This is a genomic window from Ectothiorhodospira lacustris (assembly GCF_022227785.1).
Classification (GTDB): domain Bacteria; phylum Pseudomonadota; class Gammaproteobacteria; order Ectothiorhodospirales; family Ectothiorhodospiraceae; genus Ectothiorhodospira; species Ectothiorhodospira lacustris.
Genome location: NZ_JAJNQM010000002.1, coordinates 86,335 through 106,931, shown reverse-complemented (window position 1 = coordinate 106,931; position 20,597 = coordinate 86,335). Strand labels below are relative to the sequence as shown.

At 60.9% G+C, this 20,597-nt stretch carries 18 protein-coding genes; 7 read left to right on the top strand and 11 right to left on the bottom strand.

What is annotated here, in order from left to right:
• The 10 genes from LQ952_RS00950 to dnaA all read right to left on the bottom strand — a co-directional run.
• A partial coding sequence (locus LQ952_RS00950; protein ID WP_238620670.1) for a methyl-accepting chemotaxis protein occupies positions 1-786 on the bottom strand: 786 nt, incomplete at its 3' end.
• Positions 787-886: 100 nt separating this feature from the next.
• Positions 887-2,359, bottom strand: a complete 1,473-nt coding sequence (ubiD, locus tag LQ952_RS00945) for a 4-hydroxy-3-polyprenylbenzoate decarboxylase (RefSeq protein ID WP_238620669.1) — start codon at positions 2,357-2,359, stop codon at positions 887-889.
• Between the two features lie 299 nt (positions 2,360-2,658).
• The gene (gene xth, locus LQ952_RS00940; protein ID WP_238620668.1) at positions 2,659-3,426 is read right to left on the bottom strand and encodes an exodeoxyribonuclease III; all 768 of its coding nucleotides are present in this window, start codon (positions 3,424-3,426) and stop codon (positions 2,659-2,661) included.
• Positions 3,423-5,471, bottom strand: coding sequence for an oligopeptidase A (gene prlC, locus LQ952_RS00935; RefSeq protein ID WP_238620667.1), 2,049 nt, complete (start codon positions 5,469-5,471; stop codon positions 3,423-3,425). The genes xth and prlC overlap by 4 nt, the downstream gene beginning before the upstream one ends.
• A 141-nt stretch (positions 5,472-5,612) precedes the next feature.
• On the bottom strand, positions 5,613-6,524 hold the full coding sequence (locus LQ952_RS00930) for a GIDE domain-containing protein (protein ID WP_238620666.1): 912 nt from the start codon (positions 6,522-6,524) through the stop codon (positions 5,613-5,615).
• 25 nt (positions 6,525-6,549) lie between these two features.
• A complete protein-coding gene (locus tag LQ952_RS00925) occupies positions 6,550-7,122 on the bottom strand; it encodes a LemA family protein (protein WP_238620665.1) in 573 nt (190 codons plus the stop codon).
• Between the two features lie 116 nt (positions 7,123-7,238).
• Positions 7,239-9,662, bottom strand: a complete 2,424-nt coding sequence (gene gyrB / locus LQ952_RS00920) for a DNA topoisomerase (ATP-hydrolyzing) subunit B (RefSeq protein ID WP_238620664.1) — start codon at positions 9,660-9,662, stop codon at positions 7,239-7,241.
• Between the two features lie 260 nt (positions 9,663-9,922).
• Positions 9,923-10,999, bottom strand: a complete 1,077-nt coding sequence (recF, locus tag LQ952_RS00915; protein WP_238620663.1) for a DNA replication/repair protein RecF — start codon at positions 10,997-10,999, stop codon at positions 9,923-9,925.
• A gap of 78 nt (positions 11,000-11,077) precedes the next feature.
• A complete protein-coding gene (gene dnaN, locus LQ952_RS00910) occupies positions 11,078-12,178 on the bottom strand; it encodes a DNA polymerase III subunit beta (RefSeq protein WP_238620662.1) in 1,101 nt (366 codons plus the stop codon).
• Between the two features lie 259 nt (positions 12,179-12,437).
• Entirely contained in the window at positions 12,438-13,826 is a 1,389-nt protein-coding gene (gene dnaA / locus LQ952_RS00905; RefSeq protein ID WP_238620661.1) for a chromosomal replication initiator protein DnaA, read from the bottom strand.
• Positions 13,827-14,028: 202 nt separating this feature from the next.
• On the opposite strand from dnaA, the gene rpmH reads away from it, so the two are divergent.
• From rpmH to LQ952_RS00875, 6 genes are all read left to right on the top strand, one after another.
• Positions 14,029-14,163, top strand: coding sequence for a 50S ribosomal protein L34 (gene rpmH / locus LQ952_RS00900; RefSeq protein WP_083838800.1), 135 nt, complete (start codon positions 14,029-14,031; stop codon positions 14,161-14,163).
• Complete coding sequence (gene rnpA, locus LQ952_RS00895) at positions 14,102-14,545, top strand: ribonuclease P protein component (protein ID WP_347402035.1); 444 nt, start codon at positions 14,102-14,104, stop codon at positions 14,543-14,545. Before rpmH ends, rnpA begins: the two co-directional genes overlap by 62 nt.
• Complete coding sequence (gene yidD / locus LQ952_RS00890; RefSeq protein ID WP_238620659.1) at positions 14,521-14,772, top strand: membrane protein insertion efficiency factor YidD; 252 nt, start codon at positions 14,521-14,523, stop codon at positions 14,770-14,772. Before rnpA ends, yidD begins: the two co-directional genes overlap by 25 nt.
• A complete protein-coding gene (gene yidC, locus LQ952_RS00885) occupies positions 14,765-16,447 on the top strand; it encodes a membrane protein insertase YidC (RefSeq protein ID WP_238620658.1) in 1,683 nt (560 codons plus the stop codon). Before yidD ends, yidC begins: the two co-directional genes overlap by 8 nt.
• 137 nt (positions 16,448-16,584) lie before the next feature.
• Positions 16,585-17,925: a tRNA uridine-5-carboxymethylaminomethyl(34) synthesis GTPase MnmE gene (mnmE, locus tag LQ952_RS00880; protein WP_238620657.1), complete on the top strand. Its 1,341-nt coding sequence runs from the start codon at positions 16,585-16,587 to the stop codon at positions 17,923-17,925.
• Between the two features lie 114 nt (positions 17,926-18,039).
• Positions 18,040-19,290, top strand: a complete 1,251-nt coding sequence (locus LQ952_RS00875) for a GGDEF domain-containing protein (protein ID WP_238620656.1) — start codon at positions 18,040-18,042, stop codon at positions 19,288-19,290.
• Between the two features lie 6 nt (positions 19,291-19,296).
• Here the strand turns inward: LQ952_RS00875 and LQ952_RS00870 are convergent, their stop codons facing one another.
• Positions 19,297-19,959, bottom strand: coding sequence for a class I SAM-dependent methyltransferase (locus LQ952_RS00870; RefSeq protein ID WP_238620655.1), 663 nt, complete (start codon positions 19,957-19,959; stop codon positions 19,297-19,299).
• A 128-nt stretch (positions 19,960-20,087) separates the two neighbouring features.
• On the opposite strand from LQ952_RS00870, the gene LQ952_RS00865 reads away from it, so the two are divergent.
• Positions 20,088-20,582, top strand: coding sequence for an acyl-CoA thioesterase (locus LQ952_RS00865; protein ID WP_238620654.1), 495 nt, complete (start codon positions 20,088-20,090; stop codon positions 20,580-20,582).
• The last annotated feature ends 15 nt before the right edge of the window (positions 20,583-20,597 follow it).

The window sequence follows — 20,597 nt, the reverse complement described above, 5'->3', positions numbered from 1 at the left end:
TTTTGGGGGGGGGGCGCCGGCGGCCGGGGGGCCCCCCCCGCGCCCCGCGCCCCCCACCACGGCAAACCCGCGCCCCTGCTCCCCGGCCCGGGCCGCCTCGATGGCGGCGTTCAAGGCCAGCAGGTTGGTCTGCTCGGCAATGCCTGTGATGACCTCGGTGATGCGCTGAATCTCCCCGGCCCGGCTCTCAAGACTCGTCATGAGCATGGAGGCCTGCTGCATCCGCTGCTTCATCTGCTCCATGTGGTTGAGGGCATCGGCGACACAGTCATGTCCTTCATGGCTGGCCTGATTGGTCCGACGGGAGCTTTGCACCGCCTCACCGGAGCTTTGCGCCGCAGCCTGCACCGTGGCTGAAATCCGGGCGGAAGAGTCGGCAATGCCGTTGACGCTGGTGACCTGAGCATGGACACGCTGCTTGAGGGCGGTACAGGAAAACGCCACTTCGGCCGCCGACACGGCGATGAGTGAGCCGGTTTCCGCCAGTTTGTCGGTCAAGCTCCGATAACGGATCAGCTGTCTGGATACGGCCTCGATCCGGGGGTCCACCCCATCGGGCAGGGGCCCCCCCCGTAGCTGCCCGTACAGGGCCTGCAGGTCACGCTCGCGAGGTGCAAACCAGAGGCGCTCCAGTAGCAGGAAGGTGAATGACACGGCCACCACGGCACCGAGCACGGCGGACAGCATGCCGGGACCCAGTAACCAGTGCGCCAACAGGGCGGATAGAACCGCCCCCCCGCAGACAGCCACGCCCCATGACAGGCGGATCAATATGGATCGGTCCATCCTTTTGCAGTCCCCTCAAGCATCGTGCCATGCAAAAATAGCATATTGAGTTATCACAATATCGGCATTGACTGCGTGGACTTGATGGTCGTGGCCGGGATCATTCGCCGTCCAGGCCCAGATCCTTCCATATTTCATCCACCCGCTGTTTCACCGCCTCACTCATGACCATGGGGGTACCCCATTCCCGGGTCGTCTCTCCCGGCCACTTGTTGGTGGCGTCAAAGCCCATCTTGGAACCCAACCCCGATACCGGGGAGGCAAAATCCAGATAATCGATCGGGGTATTGTCGATGGTGACCGTATCCCGGCCCGGGTCCATGCGTGTGGTCATGGCCCAGATCACATCCTTCCAGTCCCGGACATTGATGTCATCATCCACCACGATAACGAACTTGGTATACATGAACTGGCGCAGGAAGGACCACACCCCCAGCATCACCCGCTTGGCGTGCCCGGCATACTGTTTGCGGATGCTCACCACGGCCAGGCGGTAGGAACAGCCCTCCGGCGGCAGATAGAAATCCATGATCTCCGGAAACTGTTTCTGCAGGATGGGCACGAATACCTCGTTCAGGGCCACCCCCAGGATGGCCGGTTCATCCGGCGGTCGTCCGGTATAGGTGCTGTGATAGATGGGGTTCTTGCGGTGGGTGATGCGCTCCACGGTGAACACCGGGAAGTCGTCCACCTCGTTGTAATACCCGGTGTGGTCTCCGAACGGCCCCTCCGGCGCCATGTCGTCGGGATGAATCACGCCTTCCAGGATGATCTCGGCGGTGGCCGGCACCAACAATTCATTCCCGATGCAACGGGTCAGTTCGGTGCGATCCCCACGCAGCAGCCCGGCAAAGGCGTGCTCCGACAGGGTATCGGGCACCGGGGTCACCGCGCCCAGGATGGTGGCCGGATCGCAGCCCAGGACCACGGCAACGGGGAAGGGCTCACCGCGATGATCGATCTGCCAGTCACGAAAATCCAGGGCACCGCCCCGATGGGAGAGCCAGCGCATGATCACCCGATTGCGTCCGATCACCTGCTGGCGATAGATGCCCATGTTCTGGCGTTCCCGCCGTGGTCCCTTGGTCACCACCAGCCCCCAGGTGATCAGGGGTCCGGCGTCTCCGGGCCAGCAGGTCTGCACCGGCAGACTGCTCAGGTCCACATCATCGCCTTCCAGAATCACCGCCTGACATTCACCGCCCCGCACCTTCTTGGGCGCCATGTCCAGCACCTTCTTGAAGATAGGCAGGGTCTTCCAGGCCTCCTTCAGCCCCTTGGGCGGGTCCGGCTCCTTGAGGAAGGCCAGCAGCTTGCCCACCTCCCGCAAGGCCTCCACCGAGTCCTCCCCCATGCCCATGGCCACTCGCCGCGGGGTGCCGAAGAGATTGCCAAGTACCGGCATGTCATACCCGGTGGGACGCTCAAACAGCAGGGCAGGGCCACCGGCCCGCAGGGTACGGTCGCAGATCTCGGTCATCTCCAGATTCGGGTCCACCGGGATCCGGATACGCTTGAGTTCTCCCTGGGCCTCCAGGCCGGAGATGAAGTCACGCAGGTCGCGATATTTCATAGATTTCCCATACATTCACGGATGGCACGGTACCCAGTAAAGGAAGTTCTGAAAAAGCCCCTCGCCATCACTCCCACGAAAGCACCCCGGCGTCACTCCCACGAGAGCACCCCATCGTCACTCCCGCGAAAGCGGGAGCCCAGGATTTTCAGTCTGCGACTGGATTCCCGCTTCCGCGGGAATGACCTACTGAAACTCAGGAATGACCTAACGCGGGAGTGGTGATACATATGCGCGAATGACCGATTCAGAACATCCCTGACAGGCCCGTATTGGATCACTGAAGTCCGGACATTAAATCACAGATCAAAACAGGCCAGTACCGGGGCATGATCCGACGGACGCTCCAGACGGCGGGGCTCCGGATCGATCTCAGAGCTCAGACACCGCTCCGCCAGCGCCGGGCTGGCCAGGATCAGATCGATCCGCAGTCCCCGGTTACGCCGGAACCCCGCCGCCCGGTAATCCCACCAGCTAAATGCCGCCTCAGGCTGCTCGAACCGGCGGAAGACATCCTCAAGCCCCAGATCCAGCATCGTCCTCAGGGCCGCCCGCTCAGGGGTTGAACACAAAATCCGTTCATGCCAGGCCGCAGGATCATGGACGTCCCGATCCTCCGGGGCGATGTTGAAATCCCCCAACACCACTACCTGATCATGACGGGCCAGTTCCAACTTTACGAAATCCGTCACCCGGGCCAGCCAGTCCAGCTTGCGGGCGTATTTGTCCGAGCCCACCTCCGAACCATTCACCACATACAGGTTAATCACCCGGACCCCGCTCACCGTCGCGGCCAGGATGCGTCGCTCCGGATCGTCCACCCCCGGCGGATCGGTCACCGGATCCTCTCCCGGTACACGGGTCAACAGGGCCACCCCGTTATAGGTTTTCTGCCCTGCATACAGGCAGTGATATCCCGCCGCCCGCAGCGCCTCCAGTGGGAAGGCCTCATCCACCGTCTTGGTTTCCTGCAGCGCCAGCACGTCCGGCTGCTGCCCTGCCAACCAGTCCAGCACATGGGGCAGGCGCACCTTCAGTGAATTGACGTTCCAGGTGGCGATCTTCATGCCGCCGCGTCCACCAACCCTGAATGCCGCAGCAAGGCCTCGATCTGCGGATCACGGCCGCGGAAGGCCCTGAACAGCTCCAGGGCAGGGCGGGCGCCGCCCTGTTCCAGGATCTCATGCAGAAAAGCGCAGCCCACCTCCGGGTTGAACAGGCCTTCCTCCTCGAATCGGGCAAAGGCATCGGCCGACAGCACTTCGGCCCACTTGTAGCTGTAATACCCGGCGGCATACCCGCCGGCAAAGACATGGGAGAAGCTGTGCTGGAAACGATTGAATGCAGGCGGAACCAGCACCGCCACCTGGCTGCGCACCGCATCCAGGATATCCTGGATGCGCCCGCCCTGCGCCGGGTCGTATTCGCCATGAAGACGCATATCGAACAAGGAAAACTCCAACTGCCGCACCATTTGCATGGCCGCCTGGAAATGACGGGTGGCCTGCAGCTTGTCGAACAGGTCGTCGGGAAGCCGCTCGCCGGTTTCATGGTGACCGGCGATCAGGTCCAGGGCCTCCCGCTCCCAGCACCAGTTCTCCATGAACTGGCTGGGCAGTTCCACCGCATCCCATTCCACACCGTTGATGCCCGCCACATCCGGATAGTCCACCCGAGTCAGCATGTGATGCAGCCCATGACCGAACTCGTGGAACAGGGTCAGCACCTCATCATGGGTGAAGAGGGCGGGCTTGCCACCCACCGGCGGCGTGGAATTGCAGGTCATGTAGGCCACGGGGAGCTGCAGGCGCTCTCCGTCCCTGAGGCGATTCAAGCACTCATCCATCCAGGCGCCGCCCCGTTTGCGGGCACGGGCATAGAGATCCAGATAGAACCGAGCCCGGGGGGTGCCGTCCGGGTCCTGGATTTCGTAGAAGCGGACGTCCTCGTGCCAGACCGGGGCATCGGTTACCGGGTGGATGCCTACCTGATACAGACGCTCCACCAGTTGGAACAGCCCCTGCAACACCCGGTCCACCGGGAAGTAGGGCTTGAGATCCTCCTGGGAGAGATCGTAGGCATGCTTGCGCAGCTTTTCCGAGGTATAGGCCAGGTCCCAGGCCTGCAGATCCTCAAGCCCCAGGTGTTCGCGGGCGAAAGCCTGCAGGGTCTCCAGTTCCTTGCGGGCGGCGGGGCAGGCCCGTTCCGCCATTTCGGTCAGGAACCCCACCACCTGCTCCGGGGATTCGGCCATCTTGGTGGCCAGGGACAGGTGGGCATAGCTGGGATATCCCAGCAACCGGGCCTGCTCATGACGCAGGGCCAGGATCTGTTCCATCACTTGGGAATTGTCAAAGCGACGGTCATGAGGTCCCTGGTCGGAGGCCCGGGTGACATAGGCCGCATAGACCTCCCGGCGCAGGTCACGATCATCGGCGTAGGTCATGACCGCGTAGTAGGACGGGAATTCCAGGTTGATCAGATAGCCTTCTTCCTTGTGCTGCCGAGCATTCTGCCGCAGCATCTCCCGGGCGGATTCCGGCAGTCCCTTGAGGCCTTCACCATCGGGAATGATCCGTTTCCAGGCCTGGGTGACATCAAGGACGTTTTCCTCGAAGCGGGAGGTGAGCTGGGACAGTTCCTGGGCAATGGCCTTGTAACGGGCCTTCTTGTCCTCGGGCAAATCGACCCCGGAAAGATGAAAATCACGCAGGGCATTGCGGATCACGCGCTGCTGGGCGGGGGCCAGTTCGGCGAATCCAGGGCCATCGGCAATACTGCGAAAGGCCTGGAACAAGGCCAGGTTCTGCCCGATTTCCGTGGCATAGTCGGACAGCTTGGGCAGACAGGCATTGTAGGCTTGACGCAGTTCATCGGTGTTGACCACGGAGTTCATGTGCCGAACCGGCGACCAGATCCGGTTGAGGCAGTCTTCCAGCAGGGAAAGGGGATGGACCAGGGTCTCCCAGGTGAAGGGGCCGGGCTGATCCAGCAGGGCCTGGATCGCGGCCCGGTTGTCCGCCAGCACTTGATCCACGGCGGGCTCCACGTGTTCCGGGCGAATCTCCCCGAAGGGGGGCAGTCCCTGCATCTGGAGTAAGGGGTTGTTCATCAGCGATTCCAGCGTCGGGTTGAGTTTTGAACATCAAGGCCCAGGTGAAGGCAAGGTGGCCCTGCAGATGTCCGACCGTTACATGTGGGTAATGTATCACAAGCCTGTTCAAGCTCCCCAACCTGGAAGCGTCGAGAACGGCTATGGGGCAATACGGGCCAGCACCACCCATGCCAAAGCACCCGCCGCCATCAGAAACGAGAGACCGCTGAACCGGGCAAGCCGGCGATAGCGTCGCACCAGGCGGTCCTCGGAGATGGCGGAGAGGATGTAAGGCCGGCGGCGATCGGGACCCCGGCTCATGATATGGACCGCAGGGGCATCGGCCCGTTCGGCGCGACGCAGCAGGGCCTTCTGGATCGCTGCCTGCCGGGCACGCTCCCATTCGTCCATATCGATCTCGCCATCCTGGTTGGTGTCGAAGCGCTTCATGATGGACGCGTCCTTTTTCCAGCGCCCCAGAATCTCCGCCACCTCCAGGTTCAGCGGGCTGTCATCGCCGCTCCCCTGGGTGCGGAAATAACCGATGGCATAGAGATCCTCATCCAGGTGCAGGCGGCGCTCCGTATAGCGATACCGCCCCATTCCCAGAAAGGCCCCGCCGCCCCTGGGTCCGGTCAGAGGTCTGGGGGCGCTGCCATGCCAGATATCCCGATGCACGCAGACCACCTGGGCGCCCTCTGGATCGATCAGGCACTCTCCCGTGTCATCCTGCAGCAAAAACAGGTTGTCACTGCGGCCCTGCTCGACACGACTCCAGCGCTGATTACGACCAGAGCTATCGCGTCGCTCTATCTGATAGAAATACCATGCGCAGTGAGTGCCCGTGAGGGGGGCGATGATGGGCGGCCCCGGCATCCATCGGGCCTGGCCCACCAACTCCAGATAGCCCTGGGCAGCGGAACGGACACGGGAAGTCGGGGTATCCGCAATGAGGCGCTTGCGGTAGTTGCCGCGCAAAAACCCCCAGAGCGCAGCCATCAGGAGCAGCGCCAGAACGGCAACGAGGAAGGCGTACTCCCCGGCATCCATGGACCGAACCGAGGCGGCCATGCCCTCCTGCATCGTGGCTCAATACCTAGCTGAAAAGGGCGCGGACATCCACATCCTGCAGTTCCCGTCGGGAAAACTCCAGCAGGTCGAAGGGGGCAAAACGGAATAGATGCGCAACGACCACATCCGGAAATTGCTCAATGCGGACATTGTTCCGGTTGACGCATTCGTTGTAGTACTCGCGGCGATCGGCAATGGCATTTTCCAGGCCGGTGATCCGTGACTGCAGGTGGCGGAAGGTCTGGTCCGCCTTGAGTTCCGGATAGGCCTCGGCCACGGCGAAGAGATTGCCCAGGCCCACCCTGAGCACATCCTCTGCTTGTCCCAAAGATTTCATGTCCTGGTTCTGCTGTGCGGCAGCCACCTGGGTGCGGGCACGCATGACCTTTTCCAGGGTGTCCTGTTCGTAGGACATGTATTGCCGACAGACTTCCACCAGTTTGGGCAACTCATCGAAACGCTGCTTGAGCAGAATATCAATGTTGGACCAGGCCTTGGACACCCCATGCTTGAGACTGACCAGGTTGTTGTAGATGATCACCGCGTAGAGGGCGATCAGGATGAAGATGCCAAGCATGACATAGCCGCCGATATCCATGGTCCTCGCCTCGTGGTCTATGGAGACTTTAGATGGGGATATTCTGCCCCATTCAGCCCGCAAAGTATGCCCTTTGGGGCAGTGAACCGCGCCATCGGTCCACCGCCTTCATCGGGTCAGATGTCCAGATTGGATACCGTCAGCGCATTGGCCTCGATGAATTCCCGTCGCGGCTCCACATGATCGCCCATCAGCGTGGTGAAGACTTCGTCGGCCCGCACCGCATCTTCCACCTGCACCTGTAGCAGGCGCCGGGTTTCCGAGTTCAGTGTGGTATCCCAAAGCTGCTCGGGATTCATCTCACCCAGCCCCTTGTAGCGCTGAATGGACAGTCCACGCCGTGCTTCGGTCAGCAGCCAGTTCATGACCTCGCGGAAATTGCTGACCGGCTGACGCCGTTCGCCCCGCTGGATATAGGCCCCCATATCCAGCAGTCCATCCAGACGCTCGGCCAGCTCGCGTATGAGTCTGAATTCAGCGGACTCGAAAAAGTCGGCGCCGTAGGTCTCATCCGTTCGCGCCCCATGCATCAATCGAGTCACCCGGGCCTGATACCCCCCCCGCTCGTCTGTAAGGATGATCATCTCGTAGCGGGTGGCACCGGCGGCATCACTTTGCAGCCCTTCCAGCAAACGACTGAACCAGGCTTCCAGCCTGCCCTGATCATGTCGATCGCCCTCATTCAGTGGCGTGGCAAATACCATGCGTTCCAGCAGCTGCCGGTCATAGCGACGTCCCAGACGTCCCACTGCAGCCATCACGCTGTTGTAGCGGCGTGCAAGTTCCTCCAGGGCCTGACCACTGACCGGCGGCGCCTCGGGATTAACCAGCAACTTGGCGTCATCCAGAGCCAAGCTGAGTAACAGATTGCTCATTTCCAGTTCGTCCTTGACGTAACTCTCCTGCTTGCCGCGCTTGACCTTGTACAGGGGCGGCTGTGCGATGTAGATGTGCCCCCTGGATACCAGTTCATGCATTTGACGATAGAAGAAGGTCAGCAGCAGGGTACGGATATGGGAGCCGTCCACGTCCGCGTCGGTCATGATGATGATGCGGTGATAACGCAGCTTGTCGGGATTGAATTCATCCTTGCCGATCCCACACCCCAGGGCCGTGATCAGGGTGCCCACCTCGGCGGAGGAGAGCATCTTGTCGAAGCGGGCCTTCTCCACGTTCAGGATCTTGCCCTTGAGGGGCAGTACTGCCTGGGTGCGCCGGTCCCGCCCCTGCTTGGCCGAGCCACCTGCCGAGTCACCCTCCACGATGAACAGTTCGGAAAGGGCAGGGTCCTTCTCCTGACAGTCCGCCAGCTTTCCGGGTAGTCCGGCCACATCCAGCGCCCCCTTGCGACGGGTCATCTCACGCGCCTTGCGGGCCGCTTCGCGGGCACGGGCGGCGTCGATGATCTTGCCGGTGATTGTCCTGGATTCGCCCGGGTTTTCCAGCAGGAAGGCCTGCAGGGTGTCGCTCATCACCGACTCCACCACCGGCTTCACCTCGGAAGACACCAGCTTGTCCTTGGTCTGGGAGGAAAACTTGGGATCAGGGACTTTCACCGACAGGACGGCGGTCAGACCTTCACGGGCATCATCACCGCTGGTACTGACCTTTTGTCGCTTGAGTACGCCCTCGGCCTCCATGTACTGATTCAGCGTGCGGGTGAGGGCGGAGCGGAAACCGGCCAGATGCGTACCACCGTCCCGCTGTGGAATGTTGTTCGTGAAACAGAAGATGTTTTCCTGGTAGGAGTCGTTCCATTGCAGGGCAATCTCCACGACAATCCCGTCCTTTTCCGCGTTCAGGTAGATTACGGTGGGATGCAGCGGTGTCTTGTTTCGATTGAGGTGCTCCACGAAGGCGCGGATCCCCCCCTGGTACTCAAAGACATCCCGCTTGCCGCTATCCCGCTCATCCTGGAGGTGAATGCGGACACCGGAGTTCAGGAATGAGAGCTCCCGCAAGCGGCGGGAAAGGATGTCGTAATGGTATTCAGTATCGGTGAAGATCTCGGGGCTGGGCTTGAAATGGATCGTGGTCCCGGTGCGCTGAGTCTCACTGACTGCCTTCAGGGGGGCGTCAGGCACCCCCAGATGATAGGTCTGCCGATGGGTCTTGCCCTCGCGGTAGATGGTCATCTCCAGCCATTCGGAAAGGGCATTCACCACGGAGACGCCCACCCCGTGTAACCCGCCGGACACCTTGTAGGAGTTGTCGTCAAACTTCCCCCCCGCATGCAGCACGGTCATGATGACTTCAGCAGCGGACCGACCTTCCTCGGGGTGGATGTCCACCGGGATACCTCGGCCGTCGTCGCTGACACTGACCGAACCATCACTGTGGATGGTGACATTGATCTCCTTGCAGTAACCGGCCAGGGTTTCATCGATGGCGTTGTCCACCACCTCGAAGACCATGTGATGCAGCCCTGTACCGTCATCGGTGTCACCGATGTACATGCCCGGCCGTTTGCGGACAGCATCCAGGCCTTTGAGGACCTTGATATTGGAGGAGTCGTAGGTCGGGGGCGTCTGATCGGTCATGCGGTGCCTGCCTAACATCGAAAAGAGAGGCATTATATCACTTGCTGCCCGAGTCCCGCCTTGTTCCAACAGATACCAGCATAAGGAAGCCCTGTCCCCTTTCCGTCACTCCGGCATTCCCTTTCCGTCACTCCAGTATTTCCCTTGTTGTCAGAACACCCGGAATGTTTGAAAAGCAATTCCCAACACCGGCGCAGGACGGATGTTCCACGTGGAACATCTTTTCTTGTCGGACGCCTTGAATGTTCCACGTGGAACATTCAGTTCAAGTCCCGCAGTCGACCCTGTTCCACGTGGAACATCCTTAAACTCGACCAGGCACGGGCATCGATCTGCCGAGCATCGATGGCAGTGACAAAAACCTGGCAATCCAGTCCCTGGAGCAATGCAAGCACGGCAGCACGGTGGGATTCGTCCAACTCTGAAGGCAGGTCATCCACCATCACCACCGCGGAACGCCCGGTAACCCCCCTGAAAGCAGCCACCTGAGCCAGGCGCAAAAGCAGCACGGCCGACTTTTGCTGCCCTCTGGACGCACCTTCAGCCAGAAGTACATCTCCGCAACGGAACACCACGTCAGCCCGATGAGGACCGGATAGGGTATAGCCCATCTCTCGCTCCCGCGGGCGAGCTGTCTGCAGCAGGGTCCTGAGATCCACCCCTTCACGCCAGCCGCGACGATAGACAAGATCCACCCCTTCATTCCCAGGCAACAGTGCTTCCAGATCACGGACATGGCGCAGCAGCGTATCGAGATAGGACAACCGGGCGCGATCCATGGCTTCGCCTGACTGGGCAAGCAACGCTTCCCATACATCCAGGGCTTTATCATTCAGACCGCGACGCAGGGCCTCATTGCGCTGGATCAGTGCCCGACGATAGTTCTGCCAATGGCCCATGGCTTCGGGCGACTGGTAAAAGATACCCCAGTCCAGAAAACCGCGTCGTTCAGTAGGGCTTCCGGACAGCAACTCATGACTATCCGGATGAATGACCTGAAGGGGCAGGGCCTGGGCCAGTTCGGACTGACTGCGCACGGATTTACCGTTGATCCTTGCCAGCGTCTTGCCACCGCCCTTGCGAATGCCCAGCGAAACCTGCCGCCCGTCAAGTCGTAGGCGCCCCGTCACCATCAGATCACGCGCCCCCTTGCGAATGACGGGTTCAATCCGCTGCGTTCTGAAGGAACGGCCGGTGGCCAGCACATGAACCGCTTCCAACAGGCTCGTCTTGCCCGAAGCATTTTCGCCCACCACAAGATTCAGTCCGGCACAGGGCTCCAGCCGGGATTTTTCAAAAGGCCGGAGATTGAAGATATCGAGTCGTGTCAGACCCATGAGAGGCGAGGGGCACCGATGGGGAAAAAACGAGGGAGGGGCCTGGATGACCAGGCCCCCGGAAGAGGGTAACGGAAATTACAGCCGCATGGGCATGACCACATAGAGGGCATCAGGAAAGCCCAGATCCCGGATCAGCACGGAAGAACCGGAATCCTTGAAAGTGGCTTCGAGGATTTCCCCCTGCAGATTGGCAACCACGTCCATGAGGTAAGTGACATTGAATCCGATCTCCAACGGCTCACCACTGTATTCCACTTCCAGTTCTTCCTCCGCCTCTTCCTGTTCCGGATTGTGGGACTGGATCTTTATGGTATTCGGAGACAGTTCGATGCGAACACCCCGATACTTTTCATTGGACAGGATCGCAGTACGCCCCAGCGCCTGGCGCAGGAGTTCACGATCCACCTTCAGCACCTGTTCGCCGTCACGGGGAATGACTCGCTTGTAGTCGGGGAAACGCCCATCAATCAATTTAGTGGTGAAACAAAGACCGGTCACACGCACCCTCAAGTGATTGGCTGCAATCTGAACCCGGACCGGATCATCGCTGTGCTCCAACAGGCGGGAAAGCTCCAGCACACCCTTTCGAGGAATGATGACCTGCTGAGCTTCTTCCGTTTCCACAATGGATTTAAGGGCGCACAGCGACAGACGATGACCATCCGTGGCAACCGTGCGAATCGTTCCTTTTTCCACCTCCAGCATAAGGCCATTGAGGTAGTACCGGGCATCCTGGTTGGCCATGGCAAAGGATGTGCGTCCGATCAACGTCAGAAGCTCTCTTTCCGTGAGAGAAAACTCGATCCGGCTTTCGATCTCATCCAGATTGGGGAAGTCGCCTGCCGGCAGGGTGGTGAGTACGAAGCGTGATCGCCCTGATGAGAGCACACATCGTTCTGCGCTGACTTGAATCCGGATTTCGGCCTCGTCGGGCAGGGCACGACAGATATCAAGGAGCTTGCGAGCAGGGAGCGTGACTTCACCGATCTCTTCAGAGGGGAACTCCATCTCCGCAACCAATTCCACTTCCAGGTCCGTTGCGGTCATTTTCAGGTGAGTACCATCACACCGAAGCAGCACGTTACCCAGGATCTGCATGGTGTGGCGTTTTTCCACAGCCCCGATTACCTGCTGCAGTGGTTTAAGCAGCACTTCCCGTTGGATACTCAGTTTCATCTGGGACCATCCGTCTTTAACTAGTATTTAAAGAATCTTTTATTAATGATAGTAACAAGCAACCGCACAGGCTTTGGATAACTTTTTAAATACCTATAATTTTCAGATATTTAGTTACAAAAAATGCTGTGAAGTCACCACCGCATAACCGACTGTGACGGGTGTGGAGAGAGTGTGGATAAGCCTGTGAGGCCCTGTTCTCCAGCGCGGGTGCACATCTTATCCACAGGGTTGGGCCTGCCCCCGCACACCCGGGGCTTTAGGTGGTCAAGGTCCGGAGCAAGTTGATGAAATCCTCATTGATCCGCGCGTCGGATTCACGCAGTTCCACCACCTTCCGGCAGGCATGCAGCACCGTGGTGTGATCCCGCCCTCCGAAGGCCTTGCCGATCTCCGGCAGGCTGTGATTGGTCAGCTCCTTGGCCAGGGCCATCGCCACTTGACGCGGGCGGGTGATGGAGCGGCTGCGGCGGGTGGACAGCAGATCGGAGACGCGGATCTTGTAATACTCCGCCACCGTCTTTTGGATGTTGTCGATGGTGACCAGCTTGTCCTGCAGGGCCAAAAGATCATGAAGCGCTTCCTTGGCAAACTCCAGGGTGATGGGACGGCCGGTGAAATGAGCGTTGGCCATCACCCGGCGCAGTGCACCCTCCAGTTCCCGGATGTTGGAGCGGATGCGCTTGGCGACGAAAAAGGCCACTTCGCTGGGTAGATCGACGCCGGCCTCTTCCGCCTTGCGCTTGAGGATGGCCACCCGGGTTTCCAGCTCCGCGGGCTCGATGGCCACGGTCAGACCCCAACCGAAGCGCGACTTCAGCCGGTCTTCCAGGCCATCCACTTCCTTGGGGTAGCGATCACAGGTCAGGATCACCTGCTGCTGGCTTTCCAGCAAGGCATTAAAGGTGTGGAAAAACTCCTCCTGGGAACGCTCCTTGCCCGCAAAGAACTGGATGTCATCAATCAACAATGCGTCCACAGACCGGTAGTAACGCTTGAACTCGTCGATGGAGTTGTGCTGCAGCGCCTTGATCATGTCGGCCACGAAACGCTCCGAATGCAGGTACACCACCTTGGCGTCCGGGCGCTCCTTGAGGATGGTGTTGCCGATGGCATGCATCAGGTGAGTCTTGCCCAGGCCGGTGCTGCCATAGAGGAATAGGGGGTTGTAGGCCTTGCCTACATTGGCGGCCACCTGCAGGCTGGCGGCACGAGCAAGCTGGTTCGACTTCCCCTCGACGAAGTTTTCGAAGGTGAAGTTGGGATTCAGGTTATTGGTGAACTGGGGTGAACTGGCGGCCGGCGCGGGCGCCGGACCGCGTGCCTGAGCCGCATTCGCCGCCGGCGGCGGTGCTGCGGGTACTGCAACCGGCGGGGCGGGGCGCGCGGGTCCGGGCGGCCGGCTGCTGCCCACTTCCAGCAACACACGCATGGAATCATTGCCCAGGACCTCGTTGACGACCTGGTCTATACGCTGGAAAAAATGGTCCTTGACCCAGTCCAGCACGAATCGATTGGGAGCGAGCAGCCGTAATACGCCCTGATCCTCCACTGCATGCAGCGGACGAATCCAGGTATTGAGTTGCTGTTCGGAGAGTTCACTCTCCAGACGCGACACGCATTGCTGCCACAAGGAGTTGCCAACCAAGGGTATCTCCAGTGGTAGGGGTTGAGGGATGGGTAAGTCTACCCGCTGGTCCGCAGACTTATCCACACCTTTTTCCACATCCTTGTCCCCAGGCCTTGACCAACATCGATTGACACCCATGTCAATCGCAGGTACTTTTACGCGCCTTAGATTGGGCGCTCTCTATCGCCCGTAAAATAGAACTCAGCCACGGTCAGCCGTCATGAAAAGAACATTCCAGCCCAGTAACCTGCACCGCAAGCGCACCCACGGCTTCCGTGCCCGCATGGCTACCCGTGGTGGCCGCAAGGTGCTGGCCGCTCGCCGCGCCCGGGGCCGCGCCCGTCTCTGCCCCTGATCCTCAGATCGGGCTGAATGACCAGGGGTTTCCTCGCCACGTTCGATTGGTACAGGCGAGCGATTACCAACAGGTCTTCAAGGATGCACATCGGGTGTCCCAGCCGCCCTTCACCGGGCTCTGGGCACTGAACCCGACGGCAGGACCGCGCCTGGGGATGGCCGTGGCGAAGAAGAATGTCCGCCAAGCCACCCAGCGCAATCGAATCAAGCGCCTGATTCGGGAGTCGTTTCGTCGGCATCGGTCCGACATGGCACCCATGGACATGGTCATCATGTGCAAACCGGGCGCACAGCGCTTCAACAACGCCGATCTGCATCAGGCCCTGGAAAGACTCTGGAAACGGATGAGTAGCCAATGCGAAAAGTCCTTATCTTCCTGATCCAGATCTACCGCTATACCCTGAGCCCTTTCATCGGGCAGCATTGCCGATTCACCCCCTCCTGTTCCTGTTACGGAATGGAGGCCATCGAGAGACATGGCGCCCTGCGGGGCCTGTGGCTCACCGTCCGGCGACTGGCGCGTTGTCATCCCTTCTGCGAAGGCGGGTACGATCCTGTACCGGACCCCGCCCCAGGCCATCACAAGCAGCCGCGAAATCATGGATAATCTCCGACCGATCCTGTACCTGTCACTGGTTTTCCTGCTGTTCCTGATCTGGCAGGCTTGGCGTGTGGACTATGGTCCCCAGCCCCAGTTTGATCCCCAGCGCGCCGAAGCCACCCTCAATGGGCAGGAATTCCGCGACGACGTCCCCGACGCCCCCACTTCCGAGGCCATGGATGCTCCCGTGGGTATGGACCCGGTGTCGGCCGCTGATCGCCAGCGTATCCGCGTGGTCACCGATACGCTGGACGTGATCATCGATACCCGCGGTGGTGATCTGGTGCGCGCCGATCTGCTCACCTACCCGGTGAGCCTGAAACAGCCGGACAACCCGGTTCGCATTCTGGATGAGCGCCTGCGCGACTATGTGGCCCAGTCCGGCCTGATCCACGACCGCGTGCCCGGCATCGAGCACGCCGACCGTGCCCCTTCGCACCATGCTGTATTCCGGGCCGAGCGCACCGAATACCGCATGGAGGACTGGCAGGATGAACTCGTGGTCCCCCTGACCTGGGAAAGCGAGGACGGCATTCGCGTCACCAAGACCTATACCTTCCGTCGTGGTGACTTCCTGGTGGATATCGGTCATCAGGTAGAAAACAACAGTGACGCCACCTGGACCGGGCGTCAGTACCGGCAGCTGCGTCATGGCCCCACCCCCGACCGTGAGTCCTGGTTCCTGTACACCTTCACTGGTGCCGCCCTCTATGACGGCAAGTACATCAAGGAATCCCTGGAAGACCTGGGCAGAAACGTCCAGGATCGGAATATCTCCGCGGGCTGGATCTCCGTCATCCAGCATTACTTCCTCACTGCCTGGGTACCCCATGCAGACGAGGTGAACCTGCTATACAGCCGTGCCATCGGTACACCGGAGCGCCCCCAGTACATCATCGGTCTGCGCTCCGAACCCGTCAGCATCGCTCCGGGTGCCGCCGACGAGCTGCAGTCCCGCATCTGGATCGGCCCCAAGGCACAACAGCCCCTGTCCGAGATTGCCAATGGTCTGGAGCTGACGGTGGACTACGGCATCTTCACCGTGTTGGCCAAACCCCTGTTCTGGCTGCTGCGGGTAATTCATGACTTCGTGGGTAACTGGGGTTGGGCCATCATCATCCTCACCCTGATGATCAAGCTGGTGTTCTACAAGCTGTCCGAAACCAGCTACCGCTCCATGGCCAAGATGCGTGCAGTCCAGCCGAAGATGGTAGCCCTCAAGGAGCGCTTCGGCGATGACAAGCAGCGCATGAACCAGGCGCTGATGGAGCTCTACAAGAAGGAGAAGATCAATCCGCTGGGCGGCTGTCTGCCCATCCTGATCCAGATTCCCGTCTTCATCGCCCTGTACTGGGTGCTGCTGGAGAGCGTGGAGCTGCGTCAGGCCCCTTGGATCTTCTGGATTCAGGATCTGTCCATCCGTGATCCCTTCTTCGTGCTGCCGCTGCTCATGGGTGCCAGCATGATCGCCCAGTACAAGCTGAATCCGGCTCCCATGGACCCGGTGCAGCAGAAGATCATGATGGCCCTGCCCATCGTCTTCACCGTGTTCTTCGCCTTCTTCCCGGCGGGTCTGGTGCTGTACTGGCTGGTCAACAACCTGCTGTCCATTGCCCAGCAGTACTACATCACACGTCAGATCGAAAAGGCGGCCAACGGCAAGGGCGGCGGCAAGAAGTAAAACCACTTCCTGCTTGCCATCCCGGCCACCTGTAGCCCGGCTGGAGATGATCGACGGTCCCGAGGACACCCCGTGATGGTGTCGCTTCAGGGCCGCCGGTTTTCTCCACCGGGCTATTTTTCGTGGGGATTACCGTCATGTACTGCAGCCTCGATACCATCGCCGCCATTGCCACCGCCCCCGGACGGGGCGGTGTGGGCATCGTGCGCGTCTCCGGCCCGGATGCCGCCGCCGTGGCCCGCCGGTGCCTGGGTAGACTGCCAGCCTCGAGACAGGCGGTTTACGGCCCCTTCCTGGACACCCGGGGTCAGGTGATCGACGACGGCATCGCCCTGTTCTTTCCCGGCCCCCACTCCTATACCGGCGAGGATGTCCTGGAACTGCAGGGCCATGGCGGCCCGGTAGTCATGGACCTGTTGCTGGGGACCTGTCTGGAGATGGGCTGCCGTATGGCCCGGGCCGGGGAATTCACCGAGCGTGCTTTCCTGAATGACCGCATGGACCTGGCCCAGGCCGAGGCCGTGGCCGATCTCATCGATGCGGGTTCCGCTGCCGCGGTGCGCAGTGCTCGGCGGTCACTGGAAGGGGGGTTTTCCCGCCGGGTGGAGCACATCCTCGCGGCCCTGACCGAACTGCGTGTCTTCGTGGAAGCGGATCTGGATTTCTCCGAGGAGGAGTTGGATCTGCTGGCGGAGGGGGATATCCAGTACCGGATCGAATCCCTGCTGGCTCTGCTCGCCGCCCTGACGGAGCAGGCCCGCCAGGGCAACCTGCTGCGGGAAGGTGCTCACCTGGTGATCGCCGGTTGTCCCAACGCGGGTAAGTCCAGCCTGCTCAACCGCTTGGTGGATCGGGAGGCGGCCATCGTCACCCCCATCCCCGGTACCACCCGAGACGTGCTGCGGGAGCATCTGAGCCTGGACGGACTGCCCCTGCACCTGGTGGACACCGCCGGCCTGCGGAAATCCGACGACCCGGTGGAGCAGGAAGGCATCCGCCGGGCCTGGGCCGAGATCGAACAGGCCGACCTGGTCCTGCTGGTGGTGGATGCCACCCGGGGAGAGGGCGAAGAGGAAGCGGATATCCGCCGCCGCCTGCCGCCTCGGCTGCCGATCATCACCGTCTACAACAAGCTGGATCGACTCAACGAATTGCCGGCGGATGCCAGTGACGTACTGTTCATCTCGGCCCGCACCGGCGAAGGCATCAGTACCCTGCGCGAAGCCCTCAAGTCCCAGCTCCACTACAGCGGTCAGCAGGAAGGCCTGTTCACCGCCCGTCGCCGCCACCTGGACGCCCTGGCCCGCACCCGCGATCACATCCAGGCCGCCAACGACCAGCTCATCATCACCCGCGCCACGGAACTGGTGGCCGAGGAACTGCGCCTGGCCCAGGAGGCACTGGGAGAGATCACCGGACGGGTGAGCGCGGATGACCTGCTGGGGGAGATCTTTTCTTCTTTTTGTATCGGGAAGTGACGTGAGGCGTGAGCCGGGAACGGGGGTCATTCATAATGCGCAAGAAACCGACGCAAGCCGTACCTTTCGGCATAACATGCAGGATCACGTTCATCCCGCTCGCCTGAACCGACCATGCCCCTGGAACACCTCAAAACCCTGATCTTCATCCTGCTCCCGCCCGTGATGCTGGCCCTGGGGATGGGCGCAGCCATTCAAGGGGCCTGGCTGCCGGAACTCCCCCAAGGTCTGATGGAGGTGTTGCCCTGGCTGATGGGTGGGCTGGCGGGGGTCCTGGCCTTTCTCTATGGCCGCACCCGGACGCTCATCTGCGTGATTCTGGTGCTGATGGTCTACCTGGGCAGCATGTTCCAGATCCGGCCCATGGCCATGGCGCCGGACACGGACCTGTTGCCCGCGCTGGGCTATGCACTCATGACCTTGCTGGTCCCCCTGGTGTTCATGGTCAACGCCTTCTGGTCCGAGCGCTATCACCTGATGATGGATCTCCTGCTCCGATTGGCGGTGTTTGGAACCCTGCCGGGCATCGCCGTCCTCTTCGCCACGCAGTTCCCCGAAGGCATGGCCGACCTGTTGCTGACGACTCACTTGCCCGCCCTGCACTGGGACGGCTACGGCATGCCCCAACTTTCCTTCTGGAGCCTGGCCCTGTGCCTTGCCGTGATGGGGGGCTTTGTGGTGCGTCGTCCGAGTCCCCAGTGGGCCGGACAGTGGATCACGCTGGCCGGGATCGGATGGATGCTGCCGCAGCTCTTCCACGCCTATGCCGTGCCCCTGTTCACCGCCACCCTGCTGTTGATCCTGGCCATCGCCGTGGTGCATGAGTCCTTCCAGATGGCCTTCCGCGATGATCTCACCGGCCTGCCCGGTCGCCGCGCCCTCAATGAACGGATGCAGCGCCTGGGGCGCCGCTATGCCATTGCCATGACCGACGTGGACCATTTCAAGAAGTTCAACGATACCCATGGCCACGACTTGGGTGATCAGGTGCTGCGGGTGGTCGCAGCCCGGTTGCGCAAGGTCAGCGGAGGAGGGCGGGCTTACCGCTACGGTGGGGAGGAATTCACGATCGTTTTTCCCGGCAAGACGGCGGAGCAGTGTATCCCCCATCTGGAAGCCGTCAGGGAGGCCATCGAGACCTATGAGATCGCCATTCGCGACGAAGCATCCCGGCCGGGTAGCAAGCAGGAGGGCAGGGCACGGCGCGGACAAGGCAAGCAAAGAACGGTGTCCGTCACCATCAGCATGGGCGTGGCCGAACGCAGCCCGGATCGTCCTGACCCGGAGAGCGTCATCAAGGCAGCAGATCAGGCCTTGTATGCCGCCAAGCAGGCCGGACGCAACCAGGTCTGCAGGGCGGAGTAGGGCGGCTCAGCCGCCGGGCTTTCCGAACATCACCACATCATTCCCTGCCACCGCCAGGGTCGTGCCCGTTCGTGCGGCGATCCAGCGAAAGGTCTGCTCACTGAAAAAACAGACATGAGTCGGATCCAAGGTGTAGTGCCAGCGGGCAAAGCGCCGCCGGTCCAGCGCTCGCTTGGTCATGATCCCCAGCCAACCGCCGGGCTTGAGCAGGATCAGCAACTGTTCCAGCACCCCGGCGGGGTCGGCCAGGTGCTCGAAGACCTCCGTGCTGATGATGAAGTCATACCGGTGCTCCAGCGGCGCAGGGTCCGGGTAGTAATGGAGGTCATAGCCCACGCAGGACAACCCGGCCCGGCGGCACATTCCCACCAGGACCTGGCCGGCACCGCAGCCGAAGTCCAGTCCCACCGCCCCGGGGCGCACCCGCTCCAGTAGCGGCGCGAGCATGCGGCCCAGAAACTGCTGGTAACCTTCATCGGCACTCTGATTCTCGTGCAGATCGTAATAGGCCTTCTCTTCCGTAGTGGAGAGATGATAACGGGAAGGCACGAAGGTCAGATCGCACCGCAGGCAACGATGATAGTCGCGGTAGTACACCCGGGGCCGGTCTTCGCGATGAAAGACCGGCGTCTCCAGGCCATGGCACAGCGGGCAGCGATTCAGGGTCATGGCGGGTTCAAAGCGTTGAAAGGGAATGTTCGCATGACTTTGCCTGGAACAGTAGAATGTCGATTGTCAAAGTGCCCGTTTAGTCCATGATCAGGGCCTGAATGCCTTTTTGCTTTCGGGGTTTCAGTATGTCTGCCAAGCAGTCCTTTTCCACGATGGCATCCCTTTCGGCAAGGGATCACGAGGGTGTCTTTTGTCATCAGTTCAGCGTCCCTGAATCCGCCATCGACATCAACGGCCACGTCAACAATCTGGAATACCTGAAATGGATGCAGGAGATTGCCGTGGCTCACTCCGCTGCCCGCGGCTGGAACTGGGATCGCTATCGGCAGGAAGGCGGCAGTTGGGTGGTGCGTTCTCACTTCATCGAATATCTGCGCCCCAGCCACGTCGGGGATAATCTGATCCTGCTGACCTGGATCGGGGGCTTTTCCCATCGCAGTTCACCGCGCCATTATCTCTTCATGCGCGCCGATGATCACCGGCCCCTGGTCAGGGCAAGGACGGAATGGGTCTATGTGGATGCCGAGACGGGGCGGCCCAAACCCGTGCCGCAGGCTTTTCGTGAACAGTTCATGGTGATCGCTGATGAGCACCTGGCTCTAGATACATTCCGCTTATGACCAGCACCTCACCAC